The organism is Spirosoma oryzicola (assembly GCF_021233055.1).
Classification (GTDB): Bacteria; Bacteroidota; Bacteroidia; order Cytophagales; family Spirosomataceae; genus Spirosoma; species Spirosoma oryzicola.
The window spans coordinates 38,037-53,898 of record NZ_CP089538.1 but is presented as its reverse complement, the minus strand read 5'-3'; the positions used below and the strand labels follow the sequence as shown (position 1 = coordinate 53,898).

General features: G+C 48.4%; 16 protein-coding genes and 1 tRNA gene. 5 read left to right on the top strand and 12 right to left on the bottom strand.

The features are described 5' to 3' along the window. Positions 1-31 precede the first annotated feature (31 nt). Both LQ777_RS00240 and LQ777_RS00235 read left to right on the top strand, forming a co-directional pair. Positions 32-1,057: a M28 family peptidase gene (locus tag LQ777_RS00240; RefSeq protein ID WP_232560517.1), complete on the top strand. Its 1,026-nt coding sequence runs from the start codon at positions 32-34 to the stop codon at positions 1,055-1,057. 83 nt (positions 1,058-1,140) lie between these two features. Further along, positions 1,141-1,521 carry a hypothetical protein gene (locus tag LQ777_RS00235; RefSeq protein WP_232560516.1) on the top strand — a complete coding sequence of 127 codons (381 nt, stop codon included), beginning with the start codon at positions 1,141-1,143 and terminating at the stop codon, positions 1,519-1,521. Positions 1,522-1,576: 55 nt separating this feature from the next. Here the strand turns inward: LQ777_RS00235 and nadD are convergent, their stop codons facing one another. From nadD to LQ777_RS00205, 6 genes are all read right to left on the bottom strand, one after another. Beyond that, positions 1,577-2,149: a nicotinate (nicotinamide) nucleotide adenylyltransferase gene (gene nadD / locus LQ777_RS00230; protein ID WP_232560515.1), complete on the bottom strand. Its 573-nt coding sequence runs from the start codon at positions 2,147-2,149 to the stop codon at positions 1,577-1,579. Between the two features lie 68 nt (positions 2,150-2,217). Further along, positions 2,218-2,817: a guanylate kinase gene (gene gmk / locus LQ777_RS00225; RefSeq protein WP_232560514.1), complete on the bottom strand. Its 600-nt coding sequence runs from the start codon at positions 2,815-2,817 to the stop codon at positions 2,218-2,220. A 462-nt stretch (positions 2,818-3,279) separates the two neighbouring features. Beyond that, positions 3,280-3,960, bottom strand: a complete 681-nt coding sequence (locus LQ777_RS00220) for a sigma-70 family RNA polymerase sigma factor (protein WP_232560513.1) — start codon at positions 3,958-3,960, stop codon at positions 3,280-3,282. 248 nt (positions 3,961-4,208) lie between these two features. Beyond that, entirely contained in the window at positions 4,209-4,721 is a 513-nt protein-coding gene (locus LQ777_RS00215; RefSeq protein WP_232560512.1) for a hypothetical protein, read from the bottom strand. Positions 4,722-4,809: 88 nt separating this feature from the next. After that, positions 4,810-5,613, bottom strand: coding sequence for a (Fe-S)-binding protein (locus LQ777_RS00210; RefSeq protein ID WP_232560511.1), 804 nt, complete (start codon positions 5,611-5,613; stop codon positions 4,810-4,812). A gap of 60 nt (positions 5,614-5,673) precedes the next feature. Then, a complete protein-coding gene (locus LQ777_RS00205) occupies positions 5,674-7,050 on the bottom strand; it encodes a 4Fe-4S dicluster domain-containing protein (protein WP_232560510.1) in 1,377 nt (458 codons plus the stop codon). Positions 7,051-7,174: 124 nt separating this feature from the next. On the opposite strand from LQ777_RS00205, the gene LQ777_RS00200 reads away from it, so the two are divergent. Together LQ777_RS00200 and LQ777_RS00195 are read left to right on the top strand one after the other, a co-directional pair. Continuing rightward, positions 7,175-7,250, top strand: a tRNA-Phe gene (locus LQ777_RS00200). A gap of 274 nt (positions 7,251-7,524) precedes the next feature. Further along, positions 7,525-8,412, top strand: a complete 888-nt coding sequence (locus LQ777_RS00195; RefSeq protein WP_232560509.1) for a DUF2279 domain-containing protein — start codon at positions 7,525-7,527, stop codon at positions 8,410-8,412. Here LQ777_RS00195 and LQ777_RS00190 read toward each other — a convergent pair. The 4 genes from LQ777_RS00190 to LQ777_RS00175 all read right to left on the bottom strand — a co-directional run bounded on the left by LQ777_RS00190 (position 8,403) and on the right by LQ777_RS00175 (position 13,678). After that, entirely contained in the window at positions 8,403-10,226 is a 1,824-nt protein-coding gene (locus LQ777_RS00190) for a MutS-related protein (protein WP_232560508.1), read from the bottom strand. The two genes, LQ777_RS00195 and LQ777_RS00190, sit on opposite strands and share 10 nt — an antisense overlap. 96 nt (positions 10,227-10,322) lie before the next feature. Next, positions 10,323-10,739, bottom strand: coding sequence for a Fur family transcriptional regulator (locus tag LQ777_RS00185; protein WP_232560507.1), 417 nt, complete (start codon positions 10,737-10,739; stop codon positions 10,323-10,325). Positions 10,740-10,789: 50 nt separating this feature from the next. Further along, entirely contained in the window at positions 10,790-12,595 is a 1,806-nt protein-coding gene (locus LQ777_RS00180) for an ABC transporter ATP-binding protein (RefSeq protein WP_232560506.1), read from the bottom strand. A gap of 90 nt (positions 12,596-12,685) precedes the next feature. Further along, the gene (locus LQ777_RS00175) at positions 12,686-13,678 is read right to left on the bottom strand and encodes a gliding motility protein GldB-related protein (protein WP_232560505.1); all 993 of its coding nucleotides are present in this window, start codon (positions 13,676-13,678) and stop codon (positions 12,686-12,688) included. 39 nt (positions 13,679-13,717) lie between these two features. Here LQ777_RS00175 and LQ777_RS00170 point away from each other — a divergent pair, with 39 nt between their 5' ends. Then, positions 13,718-14,614 (top strand): porin family protein, encoded by an 897-nt coding sequence (locus LQ777_RS00170; protein WP_232560504.1) that lies wholly within the window; start codon positions 13,718-13,720, stop codon positions 14,612-14,614. Between the two features lie 59 nt (positions 14,615-14,673). Here the strand turns inward: LQ777_RS00170 and hisF are convergent, their stop codons facing one another. Together hisF and LQ777_RS00160 are read right to left on the bottom strand one after the other, a co-directional pair. After that, positions 14,674-15,429, bottom strand: coding sequence for an imidazole glycerol phosphate synthase subunit HisF (hisF, locus tag LQ777_RS00165; RefSeq protein ID WP_232560503.1), 756 nt, complete (start codon positions 15,427-15,429; stop codon positions 14,674-14,676). Further along, on the bottom strand, positions 15,429-15,851 hold the full coding sequence (locus LQ777_RS00160) for a GNAT family N-acetyltransferase (RefSeq protein WP_232560502.1): 423 nt from the start codon (positions 15,849-15,851) through the stop codon (positions 15,429-15,431). The genes hisF and LQ777_RS00160 overlap by 1 nt, the downstream gene beginning before the upstream one ends. Between the last annotated feature and the right edge of the window lie 11 nt (positions 15,852-15,862).

Genomic DNA, 15,862 nt, shown 5'->3' with positions numbered 1-15,862 from the left:
CTGATCTGGAGATTGGCCCACTTTTATCTGCATGACCAGAACCATCACCCTTTCCGCCGTAGCCTTTCTGATGGCTTTTAGCAGCTGCAAAACCAAACAGAACGAAAGCGATACCACTCAGACAACGGAACAAACGAGCACCGTTACGGCGCCTGCTTTCAACGCTGACTCTGCTTATACGTATATTGATCAACAGGTTAAATTCGGGCCACGCGTGCCGAACACACCGGCACACGTTCAAACGGGAAATTACCTGGCGGCCAAGCTAAAGCAGTTTGGCTGTGAGGTTATTGAGCAGAATTTTGTGGCTACGACCTGGGATGGCAAGAAGCTAAACGCCCGAAACATCATCGGCAGCATTAATCCCAAGGCGACTAAACGAATTGTGCTGGCATCTCACTGGGATTCGCGCCCCCATGCCGATCAGGACTCCGACAAAGCAGACCAATCGAAGCCCGTTACGGCCGCTAACGATGGGGCCAGCGGTGTTGGTGTTTTGTTAGAACTGGCTCGCACTATTCAACAGAGTCAGCAAAAGCCAACCGTTGGCATCGATATCATTTTCTTCGACGCCGAAGACTGGGGTAACGGCGAAAAAGCCGCGAACGATTTCGAGAAAGAAAGCGGCAATCAGTACGACTATATTGGTTTCTGCCTGGGCTCCCGTTACTGGTCTAAAAACCTGCATAAACCAGGCTACTCGGCGTATTACGGCATTCTACTGGATATGGTTGGCGCTAAAGGAGCCACGTTCGCCAAAGAAGGGCTGTCCATGCAATTTGCACCAACAGTTGTCAACAAAGTCTGGCAAACGGCCAGTCAGGCAGGCTACAGCCAGTATTTCGTTGATACCACTGGCGGACAAATCACTGACGACCATGTTGCTCCGAATACAATCGCGAAGATCCCAATGATCGATATTATTCATACGAACATTGGCACAGGTGGTTTCTTCCCAGCCTGGCACACTGCTGAGGATAACATGAGCAATATCGACCGGGGTACCCTCAAAGCCGTTGGGCAGACCTTGTTGCAGGTGCTTTACAACGAGCAATAAACGATAATAGTCAGCGGTGCAAAGGACGTAAGCGTGGCTATTGACTGCGTTCTTTGTGCCGTTGCGTTGAAACAGTACGTGTTATGAAATTTTTGTACGGACTTTTAGTGGCTGTTCTGCTATCGGGTTGTAGCTCGGCGCCAGACCAGTTTGGTAAACTGGATCTGAAAAAATGGCGTGGTGACCGGGGTGGTTGTAATGGCGTCCGAGCCAAATTGGTACCCGACTTTAAAGCGGAGATTCAAAACCTAAAAGGAAAAACAGCCAACACCATCGGTGAATTGCTTGGACGGCCAGACGTTAATCAGATTGAGGACCGTAACCAGAAATTTTACATCTACTTTCTGGAAAAAGGACCGCAATGCGATCAGGCGGGCGCTAAATCAAACAGCCGTTCCGTTGCTATTCGCATGAGTGCCATCGGCCTTGCAACCGAGATCACGTTCCAGAACGGCCTTCCGTAATACGAGTATCCTGTCCGCCAATGTAATCCTCGATTATGCGGACAGGATGCCCAGGTTACAGGTAAAACTTCTTGCGTGTAATCATCTCCTCCACCACTTCGGGCACCATGTAGCGGATTGGACGATTTTCGCGAATACTTTCGCGGATAAACGTAGCGGATATATCCAGCAACGGCGATTCGACCAAGCGCACATTAGCGTGCGTTACAAACGGACTGGCAACGGCACGCGGTCTTGGGTAAACGTACAAACCGTAGTACTCCAGAATCTTATCGTAGTTCTTCCAGTTCGCAAACTGCTCAAGGTTATCTTCCCCCATGATCAGCCGGAACGAATGCTGCGGGTATTTTTCGCTCAGCCGCGTCAACGTGTCGATTGTATAGCTCGGCTTGGGCATCGAAAACTCAATATCTGTAGCTTTCAGGCGGCTATTATCGGCAATGGCGCGTTCGACCATATCGAATCGGTCAAACTCATGCAGCAAGCTTTTCGTTTTTTTGAATGGGTTCTGCGGGGAAACAACAAACCATACCTGTTCCAGATCAGTCATATTCGCCATCGTGTTGGCAATGATCAGATGACCAATGTGAATCGGGTTAAACGAACCGAAAAATAAGCCGATTTTCATAAAAGCGAGGAGCACCAAGCGAGAAATAAGGTGAACATACGTTCTCTATCCTCATCCCCACTTTCTGTCTAAATAATGGTTCCTTTGGCTGGTACGCTGTTTTCTTGAACAAAATTATCGACGAGTTTCTGCGCTTTTGCCAGCGACGTTTCCAGTTCATCATTTACCAGAATGACATCGAAACGATCTTTAAAGCTCATTTCGAAGTGCACTTTGAATAACCGCTTCGATAAACTTTCTTCGGTTTCTGATCCCCGCCCGATCAGGCGTTGCCGTAGCGTTTCTTCATCAGGGACCTGTACAAAAACGGCTAATGCTTTGTCGCCGTAATATTCTTTTAATTTAAGACCACCCTGAACGTCAACATCAAACAGTACGTGCTTACCGCTTTCCCATACCCGTTCGATCTCCGATTTTAACGTTCCGTAAAAAGCGCCCGTGTAGACTTCCTCCCACTCCACAAATTCGTTACTGTCGATCTTTTGTTTGAACACCTCGGGAGTAAGAAAATAATAGTCCTTGCCATTCTCTTCGCTTCGTCCCCGACGGTCGCGGGTGCAGGCGGAAATGGAAAAGCCGAGATTCGTATTCTCGGCCAGCAAATGCTTGACGATTGTGGTCTTGCCCGAACCAGAAGGGGCCGAAAAAATAATGAGTTTGCCGTCCAAAGTGGGTATTGAATTAATTGTAAATAAGACAATTGGGGTAATCAAGGCTGCCTTGGTAAGCACTTCCTTAATTACCCCAATGTGTGTATAGTAACGACTAACTGAAAGTCAGAATTTTAGATTTGATCGTTGCCACTAACTGCTCAGGGCAGCACCGCTTTTCTATCCGTTTTGCTAACAGTTCTTTTACTTCTTTTTCGAGATGGTACATCTCAATGCAAGGCTTACAGGACTCTAGGTTTGCTCTCAGCTTATCAAGCTGCTGTTCAGTAGCTTCTCCGTCCACGATTAATTGTATCATCTTGAGACAGTCTGTCCTATGATCACAATGTTCTTTCATCTCAGACTTTACATTAGATGACGATGGCAACGACGTTTGCATTGGAAAAGTTATATTTATTCCAAGAATAATAATACGTTAAGTTATTAGCAGAACCAAATTATAGTTAGAAAAAGTTCGGTTTATTCGTCATTTTCTTCATTATAACCCATTGAAGATGCGTAATCCCGCAATTTTTCTTTCAACAGGTTACGAGCACGGTGTAATCGGGATCGAACTGTACCAATCGGAATGTCTAAAATCTTAGCCATTTCCTCGTAGGTAAATCCTTCGATATCGCAAAGGATAATTACGGTCCGAAAATCTACCGGCAACGAATTTAATGCTGTTGCCACTTCATCACCGATCAGATCAGAAACTGACTCCGCCCGTAGATCAACAGTGTGCTCGGTTTCGGCATCTTCAGAATTGTAGGTGGTTTCTACATCCTGGTAATCAACCTTGGCGGGCTCTTTGCTTTTCTTCCGGTAATCGTTGATGAAGCTGTTCTTCAAAATCCGAAACAGCCATGCTTTAGCGTTAGTTCCTTGTTCAAAAGACGAAATAAACCGAAACGCTTTTAAGTAAGTATCCTGCACGAGATCGTTAGCATCGTCCTCGTCGGTTGTCAGGCGAAAAGCAAAATTGTACATGGAGTCAATGTGCGGCATGAACTCCTTGTTGAAAATTCGATATTTCTGCTCATCGGTATATCCACGAGCAGGAGTATCGGCCGAGGGCTGTTCAGTTGGATCGCCGTCGGGTAGCAATTGGTCGTCGTCGCGAGTTGGCGTATCTGACATAACTTCTTGTATGGTCGCCATAAAAGTAAGAGTTAATTGCCTTTTACCGTCGGCAATACTAAACGAATTCGATAATTATGTGTTATCAATCCGCTTTGTTGTATTAGAACTTGACTACAAAAATCACTCCTTTGTTCAAAAAATAACTCAAAATCAAGCCAATATGACGATTTGGCAGTGAACGTTTCGAAATGCTTTACTGTTAAAGCCAATCAGCCGCTACCCGATCGAATCGTTAGCGGCTGATTGGCTTGTATATTTACGTATTCCTAGGCACTAACGGATTTGAAATACCGCTTTAGCCAGGAGTCGGCAGCTCTGACATGCCAGTCTGACAAAAACTCCGCTTTCGTTTTGACCAGCGTGTTAAAAACAATCGTTTCGGTCGTCAGGAGCCCATCGGCAACAGCAGCTTTGATCGTGGGCAGTGGATACACCGTAACCGAACCGTTGTCAGACTGTACCGCTGCCGACCGATCAAGAAAATTGACCGGCTCACTGCTCGCGCTAAGTTGCTGACTTATCTCCTGTAAGGTTCGAACCGAACTGTCAATCGAACAGCCACTCGGCAAGGTATAGCCTTCATCGACACCTACGACAATAAACCGATTCTCGATTACCAATGCTGATGCCAGCAAAGGCTGCCCGTGGGCACTCCACTGGCCGAGCGCCGGTTGTAGAGCCGCATTGATCGCATTCACCTCCCTGTCGGCCAGCGGACGGTTTGCCTGATACACCCACACACGGGCGTTCTGGGGCAGTTTGTCAAAGTCAACGTACATATCCAGTTTCTAGTTATCAGTTAACGGCAGTCAAGAATCGAGCGAACCACTTTCTTCGGTGATCTTTCTTGACACCTACACACTGAATTTACAACCCTTGTCCCTGCGCGATGAGTTCCGAAATGTCGTACACTCGAACCGAGTCCTCCCGATTCTTATTTTTAACCCCGTCTGACATCATCGTCATGCAAAATGGGCAAGCTACTGCAATCGTATCGGCACCGGTGCCCAGAGCCTCCTCTACCCGCTCGACGTTCACATCTTTGGTACCAGGTTCCGGTTCTTTAAAGTATTGCCCGCCACCAGCGCCGCAGCAGAGTCCGTTGGCCCGTACGCGTTTCATCTCGACCAGATCGGCATCCAGGGCGGCTAACACATCGCGGGGCGCTTCATAGATTTTATTCGCCCGACCCAGGTAACAGGAATCATGAAAGGTTATCCGCCGTCCTTTAAACGACTCACCATCTTTAACGCGTACACGCCCTTCGTTGATTAGCCCTTGTAAGAACTGCGAATGGTGAATAACCTCGTAGTTTCCGCCCAGTTCTGGATACTCGTTCTTGAGCGTATTGAAACAATGCGGACAAGCCGTTACGATCTTCTTGATGTTGTAGCCATTCAACACCTGAATATTCGCCATAGCCTGCATCTGAAACAAAAACTCGTTTCCCGCCCGACGCGCTGGGTCACCCGTACAGGCTTCCTCCGGTCCCAGAACGGCAAATTTGATACCTACGTGGTTTAGAATGCGAACGAAGGCAATGGTCACACGTTTATAGCGATCATCGAATGAGCCAGCGCAGCCAACCCAAAACAGAATTTCCGGTTCATCGCCCGACGCGGCCATGTCGGCCATTGTCGGTACTGTATATGTTTTTACTTCCTGTGTCATGCGTATGGTTCTTTGATGAATACGTTGATGCGGCTTATAATCGCCAGAATCGAAGTGTACCTATTTAACTTCATTAACCTGATCGGCCCAGTTAAACCGGTCGCTTGGCGAAAATTTCCAGGGAGCCATGTTATTTTCGATATTGCTGAACATCGCGTTCCAGGAAGCGGGCGCCTGCGATTCTTCCATGACCCGGTAACGCCGTAACTGAAGAATAATATCCAGCGGATTAATGTTGATCGGACAAGCGTTTACGCACGCCTGGCAGGTCGTACAGGCGTTCAATTCTTCGGCGGTGATATAATCCCCCAACAGCGACTTATCATCCTGGTAGTCGTTTCCGTGCGTTTGCCAGCCCCGCTGAATATCTTCCATCCGATCGCGGGTATCCATCATAATCTTCCGGGGAGAAAGTTTTTTGCCGGTGATACTAGCCGGACAGGCGGCTGTGCAGCGACCACACTCCGTACAGCTGTAAGCATTCATGAGGTTGATCCATTTCAGGTCCTGCACGTCTTTCGCACCAAATCGACCGACTTCTGCCGGTTGCTCACCATTGTCGTTTACTTGCGATCCATCTGCACCCGTTGTAACCGGTAAGCCTAAAGCAAGCTGTACTTCTTTGGTGATTTCAGGCATATTCTGCATTTCTCCTTTTGGTTGTAAATCGGAGAAATACACGTTGGGAAAGCCCAAAGCGATATGCAAGTGTTTCGAGTAGGTGACATATACGGCAAAAGCCAGAATGCCCAGGATATGCAACCACCAGGCAGTACGTTCGTAAGCAACCAAAGCGGTATCGCTAAAACCCGCAAATAGCGGTTTGAGATACTGACTAATTAGAAAATCAGGGACGACACCTTGCAGCTCACCGTAATGACCGACACCCCGATCGCGCAGGACGCTATCCGACGCATTCCAGGTAAGAAAGGCGACCATTAGTACAATCTCGGCAACGAGAATAATGGTTGCGTCCGAAACAGGCCAACCTCGTAACTCGCGGTGACGCTCGGCCTGCAACCGACTAACGCGGGCAATAAACCGGCGACATAAAAAGACAACGCAAACCACCAGAACGCCAAATGCAAGCACTTCAAACACATCAATCAGGATGGGATAAACCGGCGTAATGTACGGCGCAAACAATCGGTGCGTGCCTAAGATGCCGTCCAGGATAATTTCCAGGATTTCAATATTGATGATAATAAATCCGGCGTAGATGACAAAGTGCATGACACCCACCAATGGATTTGCGAACATCTTTTTCTGTCCAAACGCAACTAACAGCATCGTCTTCAATCGCTCGTCAGCATGATCGAATCGGTTCTCCGGACGACCTAAATTAATGGCTCGTGCGATAAGCCGAACGCGTTTGGTTATGTACCATGCCGTAGCTACTAGGGCCACGACGAATAAAATCTGCTGAAAAATTTCCATTTATTTTTGAGTCAAATCACCTGTTAATCAAATAATTGAGAAAGATGACAGAATTTTATTGAAAATATTTTTGGTCAATCTATTGCAAAAATGCTCAAGCAACGTACTTTTGCACCCACGTTTCGGTGATGTAGCTCAGTTGGTAGAGCAAAGGACTGAAAATCCTTGTGTCGGCGGTTCGATTCCGTCCATCACCACCACCTTAACGTAAGCCTTCCCATTGGGAAGGCTTTTTTTTTGGCCGTTATTGCCCGTATTGCTTCCGGTTTTCATTAGGAAAGTGTCATTTACTTTTGCAATAGTATGCAAGCATACTATTGCAAATATACGGCTTTCTTTAGTCCTAACAAGGGCGGACAGTTCTTGTTTTGGATTTTGCCCAGTTGGAAGAGCATAATTTTGACTAGCGCAATTTTTCTCTATCAGACATGTATGTAACTTTATTCGCCTAAAGTGGCTCTTACACACTACCCTGTGAAAACGCTATTTCTAGTACTAGCTCTTACTTCGTCATCGGATACGTTGCCGGTTTCATCGGACAGCAGCCGAATACAGTCCAGCACGACCAAAGCAGGTCGAGTGTGGGCCGTTGGAGCAACATCACTACTGACACTTGGATCAAGCTATGCTTATCTCGAGCGAACGTGGTGGAACGGTAAAGGAACCGCTTTCCATTTTGACGAAGGGCGGGATTTGACGTATGCCAGCGGCCTCGATAAAGTAGCCCACTTAGTAGGTGGCGTTTTTGTATCCGATGCGTATTATAACGCTTTTCGCTGGGCGGGTGTAGCACCCCGAAAAGCCCAATGGCTAGCGTTGGGTGCAGCCGCATTCGTTGAGGTAGGAATCGAACTGAAAGACGCTTATTCGCCGACGTATGGATTTAGCTGGCGCGATGTGACAGCCGGTACCCTCGGTGGTTTCTGGCCTATGCTGCAACACCGCTCTGCGTTTTTGCAAGATGCTCAGTGGAAGGCTAGTTACTGGCAGCGCACACCCAAATATTTTGACGAACGTGGTATCCCGCGCCAGCGATTTTCCATCGACGACTACTTGAACCAGACGTATTGGTTGTCTTTCTCGGTGAATCGTTTTGGTGGGCAACGCTGGCAAAACACATGGCCTGATTGGTTGCAACTATCGGTTGGTATGGGCCTGGAAGCCGAAAGCTGGAGTTCTCATCACGACGGTCTGGGTGGCCGCCATGAGTGGTATATTGCTCCAGATATAAACCTGATTAAGCTTTTCAAACCACGCAACGCAACGGCGAAGCTGATTTTAGGCTTTTTCAAATACATAAAGATTCCGGCACCGACGCTACAAATTGGTCCCAAGCTTCGCTGGTACTGGTTCTATTTCTGAACGGCATCGATTTCAATCCCGATTGCCTGCATCAGCTGACTGGCATTGAAGCTTTTGCAGATACCATCACGAAGCGTGTAATCGAACAGCAATTCACCATTGTGTAGATCGGACTGGAAATGATAATTACGAACAAAATCACTGGAATCCGTCAACTGACCAAGTTCAAGATCGTGCGTTGATACAAAACCCGAAGCCGTTGTACGGTGCAGTTGGCGAATCAAAGCCTCCGCGCCCCGGTGCCGGTCGACGGAATTGGTTCCTTTTAGAATTTCGTCCAGAAAATAAAGCACGGGCACACTACCCGGCAGGGTACTAGGTGACTGCTTAGAAAGGTTGATAAGCGTCTGTAGGCGTTTTAATTCAGCGTAAAATGAGGAAGTACTTTCTTCGAGCGAATCCTGCGTACGCATGCTGGTAAACACCCGTACCGGCGAACACACAAACTCTTTTGCGCTGACCACGGCGCCCGCCAGAGCCAGGATAACGTTTGCCCCAACGGTACGCAGAAACGTACTTTTTCCCGACATATTTGATCCCGTGATCAGGATCGTTTGCCCACTACCCACTAGCGTAAGCGAGTTGGCTACGCTACGATCCGGCGGTAATAAAGGGTGGGCTGCCGATTTGATTTTTAGCGTTAGCTGATCATCAACAATGTCTGGAGTGGCGTAGGTTGGGTGAGCATAGGAAAACCCAGCCAGACTATTCAGTGCTTCCAGTTCACCTAATGCGTCGAACCAGCGACTCAGATGAGGACCATGTTCTTTCCGCCAGTGTTCTAGCCGGAACAGGTAATGAATATCCCACAAGGTGGCAATACCGAAAAAAAGATAGAAATACGGATTACGTCGGTAGTTCAATCCTTCGGTTAGCTGGAATAACTGGCCAATCGCTTCGGAAGCTGACTTGTCGGTTGACTTCAGCGCATCTCGAATAGCCTGTAATCGTAACGCCTGACCTTTTACCTGTTCAGCATATTGATACAACGTCTGGTACGACCGAAGAGCGGCCGATATCTCAAACGTCTGTTCGCTCACTTCTTTAGCACGGGCCGAAGTTTGACTCAGCACGCCACTGTGAACAGCCAGTGCCAATAAGACAGCGACTCCGGGCACATAACCGGTCAGCCAGGCAATAACTATCCCAAGTGTGATGGCGGGAAATACAAAGCGTACGATGTTCAGGTAGCCCGGTAAGGGCGTAACATCCGCCGTGGCCCATTTTATCAATTCTTCTGGCGAACGGGTAATTGTTTCCTCCGTGTACGCCAAGGCTTCAAACTGTTGCCGCCAATCAAGATCCGCTTTCAATTCGGTGGCTGCTTGCTGGCGAAGCCGAATAGCATCCGGTCCGGATGGTGTTTGTAGCCAGGTTGCTAATCGATTCTGTCCCTCGTGCGTGTGCGTACGATTGAGTAGTCGAAACAACGAATGCTTGCCAAACACGTCCAGGTCGCCCGCGTAGTAATGCGCAGGATTAGCAAATTGCTCGCCGGTTTCAGGGCGCAGATAACGTCGTTCAAGACGAGCCGCTTCATCCCGGTTAACAAAGACCAGATGATGATTGATATCGCGTTGGACACGAACGGCCTGATGTTTTTTCAACAAAAACAGAAAACCAACCAGGCCAATGAGCAAAGCACCCACAGCACCCAATTGCTGATCAAGGCGGATGAGCAACCAGACGCCCGCAACACTGCCTACAAACCAGACAAGTCGCCAGAACGCTAATTGGTTATACTGCTGTTGGGCTACCTGTTCGGCTTTACTGAATTGCTGCTCGCGTTGCTGAAAGGTGTTCTCAATGGTCATAGGGTTGTTATAAAAAAATCGGCAGTGTTTGCACTGCCGATTGGTAACGTATCGATTCGTTGGCCATAGCTCATTTGATAGAACTAAGCTTTTTGATTACTTATTGCAGTCCTGACAAACGCCCTGAATCAATAGATTCATTTCTTTCCGGTCGTACCCTTCCGGTAGGGCAATGGTAGGAATTCGAACCTGATCCAGGCAAGTTGTTTGTCCGCAATGTTCGCACTTGAAATGCACATGGTCGTGGTGGTGATGACCTGCCGCGCAGGTTTCCCGGCACAGCGCATATTTGGTTCCACCTTCGTCGTCGAGTACTTTGTGAAGAAGCCCTTTGTCCAAAAACGTTCGGAGCGTCCGGTAGATGGTTACCCGGTCGTGATCAGGTCCTAACCCATTCTCAACATCATTGTGTGCCAGCGCATGACCAGCGTTCAGAAACAAATCCAGCACTTCCTCCCGACCGTTGGTATGCCGAAGGTTAAAGTCTTTCAGGGTTTTAGCGGCTGAATTCATTTCACGTTATGATTCAAATTTGTTGCTTATCGTATCAAAACAACAAACGGTTATTCAATCGTTTCAAATTGCAATTTAACCAGATTCGCGTAGATACCATCTTCCTGAAGCGCTAATTCGTCATGCGTACCGGCTTCGGCAATCTGGCCTTCGCGAATTACATAAATCCGGTCTACCTTACGAATCGTCGCCAGCCGGTGGGCGATAATGATCGTTGTCCGGTTTTGCATCAGCTCGTCCAGTGCTTCCTGCACCAGTTTCTCCGATTCGGCATCTAGTGAACTGGTTGCTTCGTCAAGAATCAGAATAGCCGGATCTTTCAGGATAGCGCGGGCAATGGCAATACGTTGCCGCTGCCCACCCGATAGTTTAACACCCCGTTCGCCCACAACCGTCTGGAAGCCTTCGGGGAAGGAATCAACAAATTGCAGGGCATTGGCTTTGCGGGCGGCTTCCCGTACTTCCGCTTCGGTTGCTCCTGGTTTACCGTATTGTATATTCTCCAGAATTGTTCCGCCAAACAGAATCACTTCCTGAGGTACAACAGCAATATTCTTACGCAATTCGGTAATGTTGAAGCTCGTCAAGTCGCGGTCATCTACGGTGATCTGACCGCTACCGTTGTCGTAATACCGCATTAGTAACTGTACGATCGTCGATTTGCCAGCTCCGCTCTTACCCACCAGCGCAATTTTTCGACCGGCGGCAACGTCCAGCGAAACCCCTTTCAAAACGGGTACATCAGGGCGAGCAGGGTACGAAAAGTGAACGTCATTAAACTGAACGTGGCCTTGCACCGGCACAAAAAGTGGGGTTTCCTGATTCGCATCTACCTCCGAAGGTTCTTCCAGAATTTCGAGAATTCGCTCCGACGCACCGATTGTCCGTTGTAGCTGTGCGTACAAGTCCCCCATACCGGCTACCGAACCGCCGATGAAGGTAGTGTAAACGATAAAGGTCAGCAGGTCAGAAAAAGGCATTTCGTTGGATAATACCAATGAACCGCCGTACCATACGACACCGATGATGCCACCGAACAAAGCAAAGATGATAAACGATACAAAAACACCCCGGTAGCTAGCTGACCGAAGCGCGGTGTTAACGACACGATTCAGGGCGGTACCGTACCGGTTAATTTCTATTTTCTCGTTCGTGAATGCCTTGACAATATTGATCGATTGCAGCGTCTCTTCCACAATCACGTTCGCCTGAGCCAGCAAATCCTGCGCCTGCTTCGACAGCTTCCGAATGAACCGGCCAAAGACCATAGCCGCTACGATGATAACCGGAAAGGTAGCCAGCATAAACAAAGTCAACTTCCAGGACACGTAGAAAATAATGCCGGTACCAATCACCAGCGTGGCAACCTGCCGAAAAAGCTCCGCCAAGGTAAGCGTCAGTACATCCTGTAGCTGCGACACATCAGCCGAGATCCGACTGGTTAGTTCGCCGACACGCCGTTTTTCGAAAAACGGGATGGGCAGGGTAATGATTTTGCTGTACGTAGACCGGCGTACGTCGGCCATAGCCCGCTCACTCACCTGCGAAAAAAAGTAGATTCGGCAGAACGAAAAGATCGCCTGAGCGACCAACACGCCCACAAAAAACAGCGTTACCTGATTCAGCGTAAACGCCGATTGTCCCTGGATTACGCTGGTGATCTGCCCAATCAGCAAACCAAAGCTCATGGTGGTACCTGTCGACAGCACCAGGAAAACAAACCCAATGATATACTGAAGCCGGTATGGTTTTACAAATCGAAAGATGCTCAACGCCTTTTTGACGCCTTCCCGATTGATTTTTTTCTTATCCTCCTGACTGGCCTCCTCGCCAAAAGATCTTCCTCGCTTTGCCATTAGTGGTAATTATTCTCGATAACTGCTTTTTAAGCGTGTCGTTAATCGGTCAAAAATATTGTGCGCTTTGGGTTATCGCTATGACAACAATCAATTGTCTTTTTGACCTTTATAACCGGATTGTTCAAAAATCTGCCGCGCGTCACTGTTGCGCATCAGTTCGGCAATGCTAACACCGGAATGCTCGTCGTGATACCGCCCGACGATTCGCCAGCCGACCCAACGCCCGATGGCACCGGGACAACCTTGTCCAATTTCTGCCGTAAAGGGCCGCTCATTCAAATATCGCTGTTTTATAGCAGGATTAGTCTGATACAGCAGTTGATTTTCAATAAAATGCCCCCAAACAATGTCCTGCGCGTTAAACGTTTCGGTCAGTTGCTTGTCTGAGTATCCGATAAGCAGGCTGTCCGCAATCGGTTCGCCGTCTGAACCCGCTACCATCGATTTCGTAAACACGTACCCTTTTCCATAGTACACCATGTCGGCCAACATCGTTTGATCTCTACGGTTCGTCGCGTTGTATTTGTCAGAAATGGCGAAAACGACCGCCGGAGCGATGTATTCTTTCTGGTACCGGCGCAAGACGTACTGTGGAAATTCGGGACCACGTGGTCGATACTTCGCGTTGGGACCGGCAAAGTAATCGATGCCAATAACAATCAGGCTGTCGGTAACGACTAAATCGGGTCCGGCAAAACCGGTTACAATGGTCGCTATTTTGGGAGAGCGAAAGTCAGGAAAGTCTTTTTTGATCTTGGTAAAGGCTTCACCGAGTTGCTTTCTCAAATCAGCCATATCGCCAAACTCGGCTTCGACCTGTTTGTGCAGTTCATTCAAAGCCGGATTATTTATCCGGTTGGTCAATTCTCGAACAAGCGCTGTATCATTTCCGGCCCCGTTCGCGTTAAAGTACAATTGAACTACTGATGGGTTCTGATTCAGAAAGGTCCGAACACCGTCAGCCGATTTGGCCGAAAACAGTTGTTGGTCTAGCCGGATAAGCGTGATGTCTTCGTTTTTTGTGCACGAAGCCAATAAAAACAAGCAAAAAAGCCCTGCAAGGGCTATCCTTAGTCGCATGAAACTCACTGGTTTTCTGTATTGAAAACGTACAAAATTATGAAAAAAGTTGCAGGGTTGGGTTTGATTTTGGTTCTGCTGACCGTCATCAGCGCCTGGGCACAGTCATCGTCGCCCGCCCTTTACCGATTAAGAACGAAACAATCGAGCGTAACGGAGAAACGATTCCGTAAAATTTTGGGGGATAATTACGACGGACAGGATCAGAATCGCCGTGATTATGATGATGACCGTAAACGTCGGCGAAAAAAACAGCAGACTACTGATTCGGACGAAAATAATGGATACGGATCGGGACCCGATTACGCCTGGCCTACGCACCTCATCGAAATGAGCATTCGCTTTGCGCCCTCGCTTGATTTGAACACCGCAGAAGGATCTGGTAATTACGCTGGTTTCCGACCCAATGGCGCAGGCGTTCGGATGAGTGTCGGCCCATCGCTGGATTACTTTTTCTTCAAGAATCGCTACGCCTTCGGAACGGGTCTCTGGTATACCATCAAACGGTCGGGGTTTCAAATGCCCGGTACGTTTGGGCAAAACATCTGGAATCCGGGGGCTCCCGAAAAAGAATCGGTCTACAACCTCCAGTACCTGCAAATACCTCTCACGGTAAAGTTGTTTGCCAACAACATAGCGCCAAACATGCGCTTATACATTCAGACGGGGGGGCTGGTAAGCGTAAAGCTAGCCGAAAAAGCGTTGGATCAGGCCCGGAATGGATTGTATACGGCAGAGAATGGAGGCAATAGCCGTCACTATGGATTCGGCGATGTTGAACTACTGCTTGGTACAGGCGTACAATACAAAATCAACCAGAATAACGCGTTTAACATCGGCATGAGCTATCAACGCGGGCTGATAAACGTAGCACGTGGCAGTCAACTGGTTTCCAAAAACCGAATCGTTTCGCTCGATCTGGGCTTCAAATTTTAGCAATGGCGTGGTGTCGGGTTTGAGAACCCGACACCACTCGAAAACGGGCAAAGCTCTGACTAAACCCGCATCTCTATTCCGTTTTCTCGCAAATACCCTTTCAGAGCCGGAATGTCAATTTCTTTGAAATGGAAAATACTGGCCGCTAATCCGGCATCGGCTTTGCCCGTTGTGAAAACGTCCACGAAATGGTCCATTGTACCAGCCCCACCGGAAGCAATAACCGGAATGTTGGCAGCACCTGAAATCTGAGCGGTTAGCGCAAGCGCAAAACCCGCCTTTGTACCATCGGTATCCATCGACGTTAACAGGATTTCACCGGCTCCCCGCTCCTCTACTTCTTTGGCCCAGGCAATTGTGCGAAGAGCAGTAGGCTTACGTCCGCCGTGCGTGTGAACGATGTGTTCACAGTCTACATACCGCGTGTCGATGGCTACGACCACACACTGGCTCCCAAATTCCAAAGCCAATTCATTGATCAAATCCGGATTACGCACCGCTGATGAATTGATCGAAATCTTGTCGGCTCCGGCGTTGAGCAAGGCCGACACATCGGCTACCGAGGAAATACCGCCACCAACCGTAAACGGAATGTTGATTGTGTGCGCTACGTTGCGAACCAGTTCAATCAGCGTTTTTCGCTCGTCAACGGTAGCCGTTATGTCCAGAAAAACCAGTTCGTCGGCACCCTGTTGCGCGTAAACAGCCGCGAGCGCTACCGGATCACCAGCATCACGTAAGTTGACAAAGTTGGTACCTTTTACGGTTCGTCCGTCTTTTATATCCAGACAGGGAATAATGCGTTTGGTCAGCATTAGTAGCTCGTAAACAGTTTAATAGACATTGTATTTTCGGGGCTATCAATCGGTTTGAAACCAAACCGCTCGTACAACCCATGCGCGTCGCGCGTAACCAGCATTATCCGGCGTAGGCCCTGTAAAGCAGGATAAGCCATTATAAAAGCTACCAGCTTCTTGGACAAACCTTTACCCCGGTGTTCGGGCAAAATGAAAACATCGGCCAGATAACCGAATGTGGCTAGATCAGTAACAACCCGAGCGAAACCAACCTGCCGATCTGCCCGATAAACCCCAAAGCAAAGCGAATTATCGATTGACCGCTGCACCAGTTCAATTGGAATGTTCTGGCTCCAATAGGCTTCTCGACTTAAATAATCGTGAATGACAGCTAAATCAATTTTGGTTTTATCGTCGCTAACCGTGTATTCCTGAATCATGGTTTGTGCGT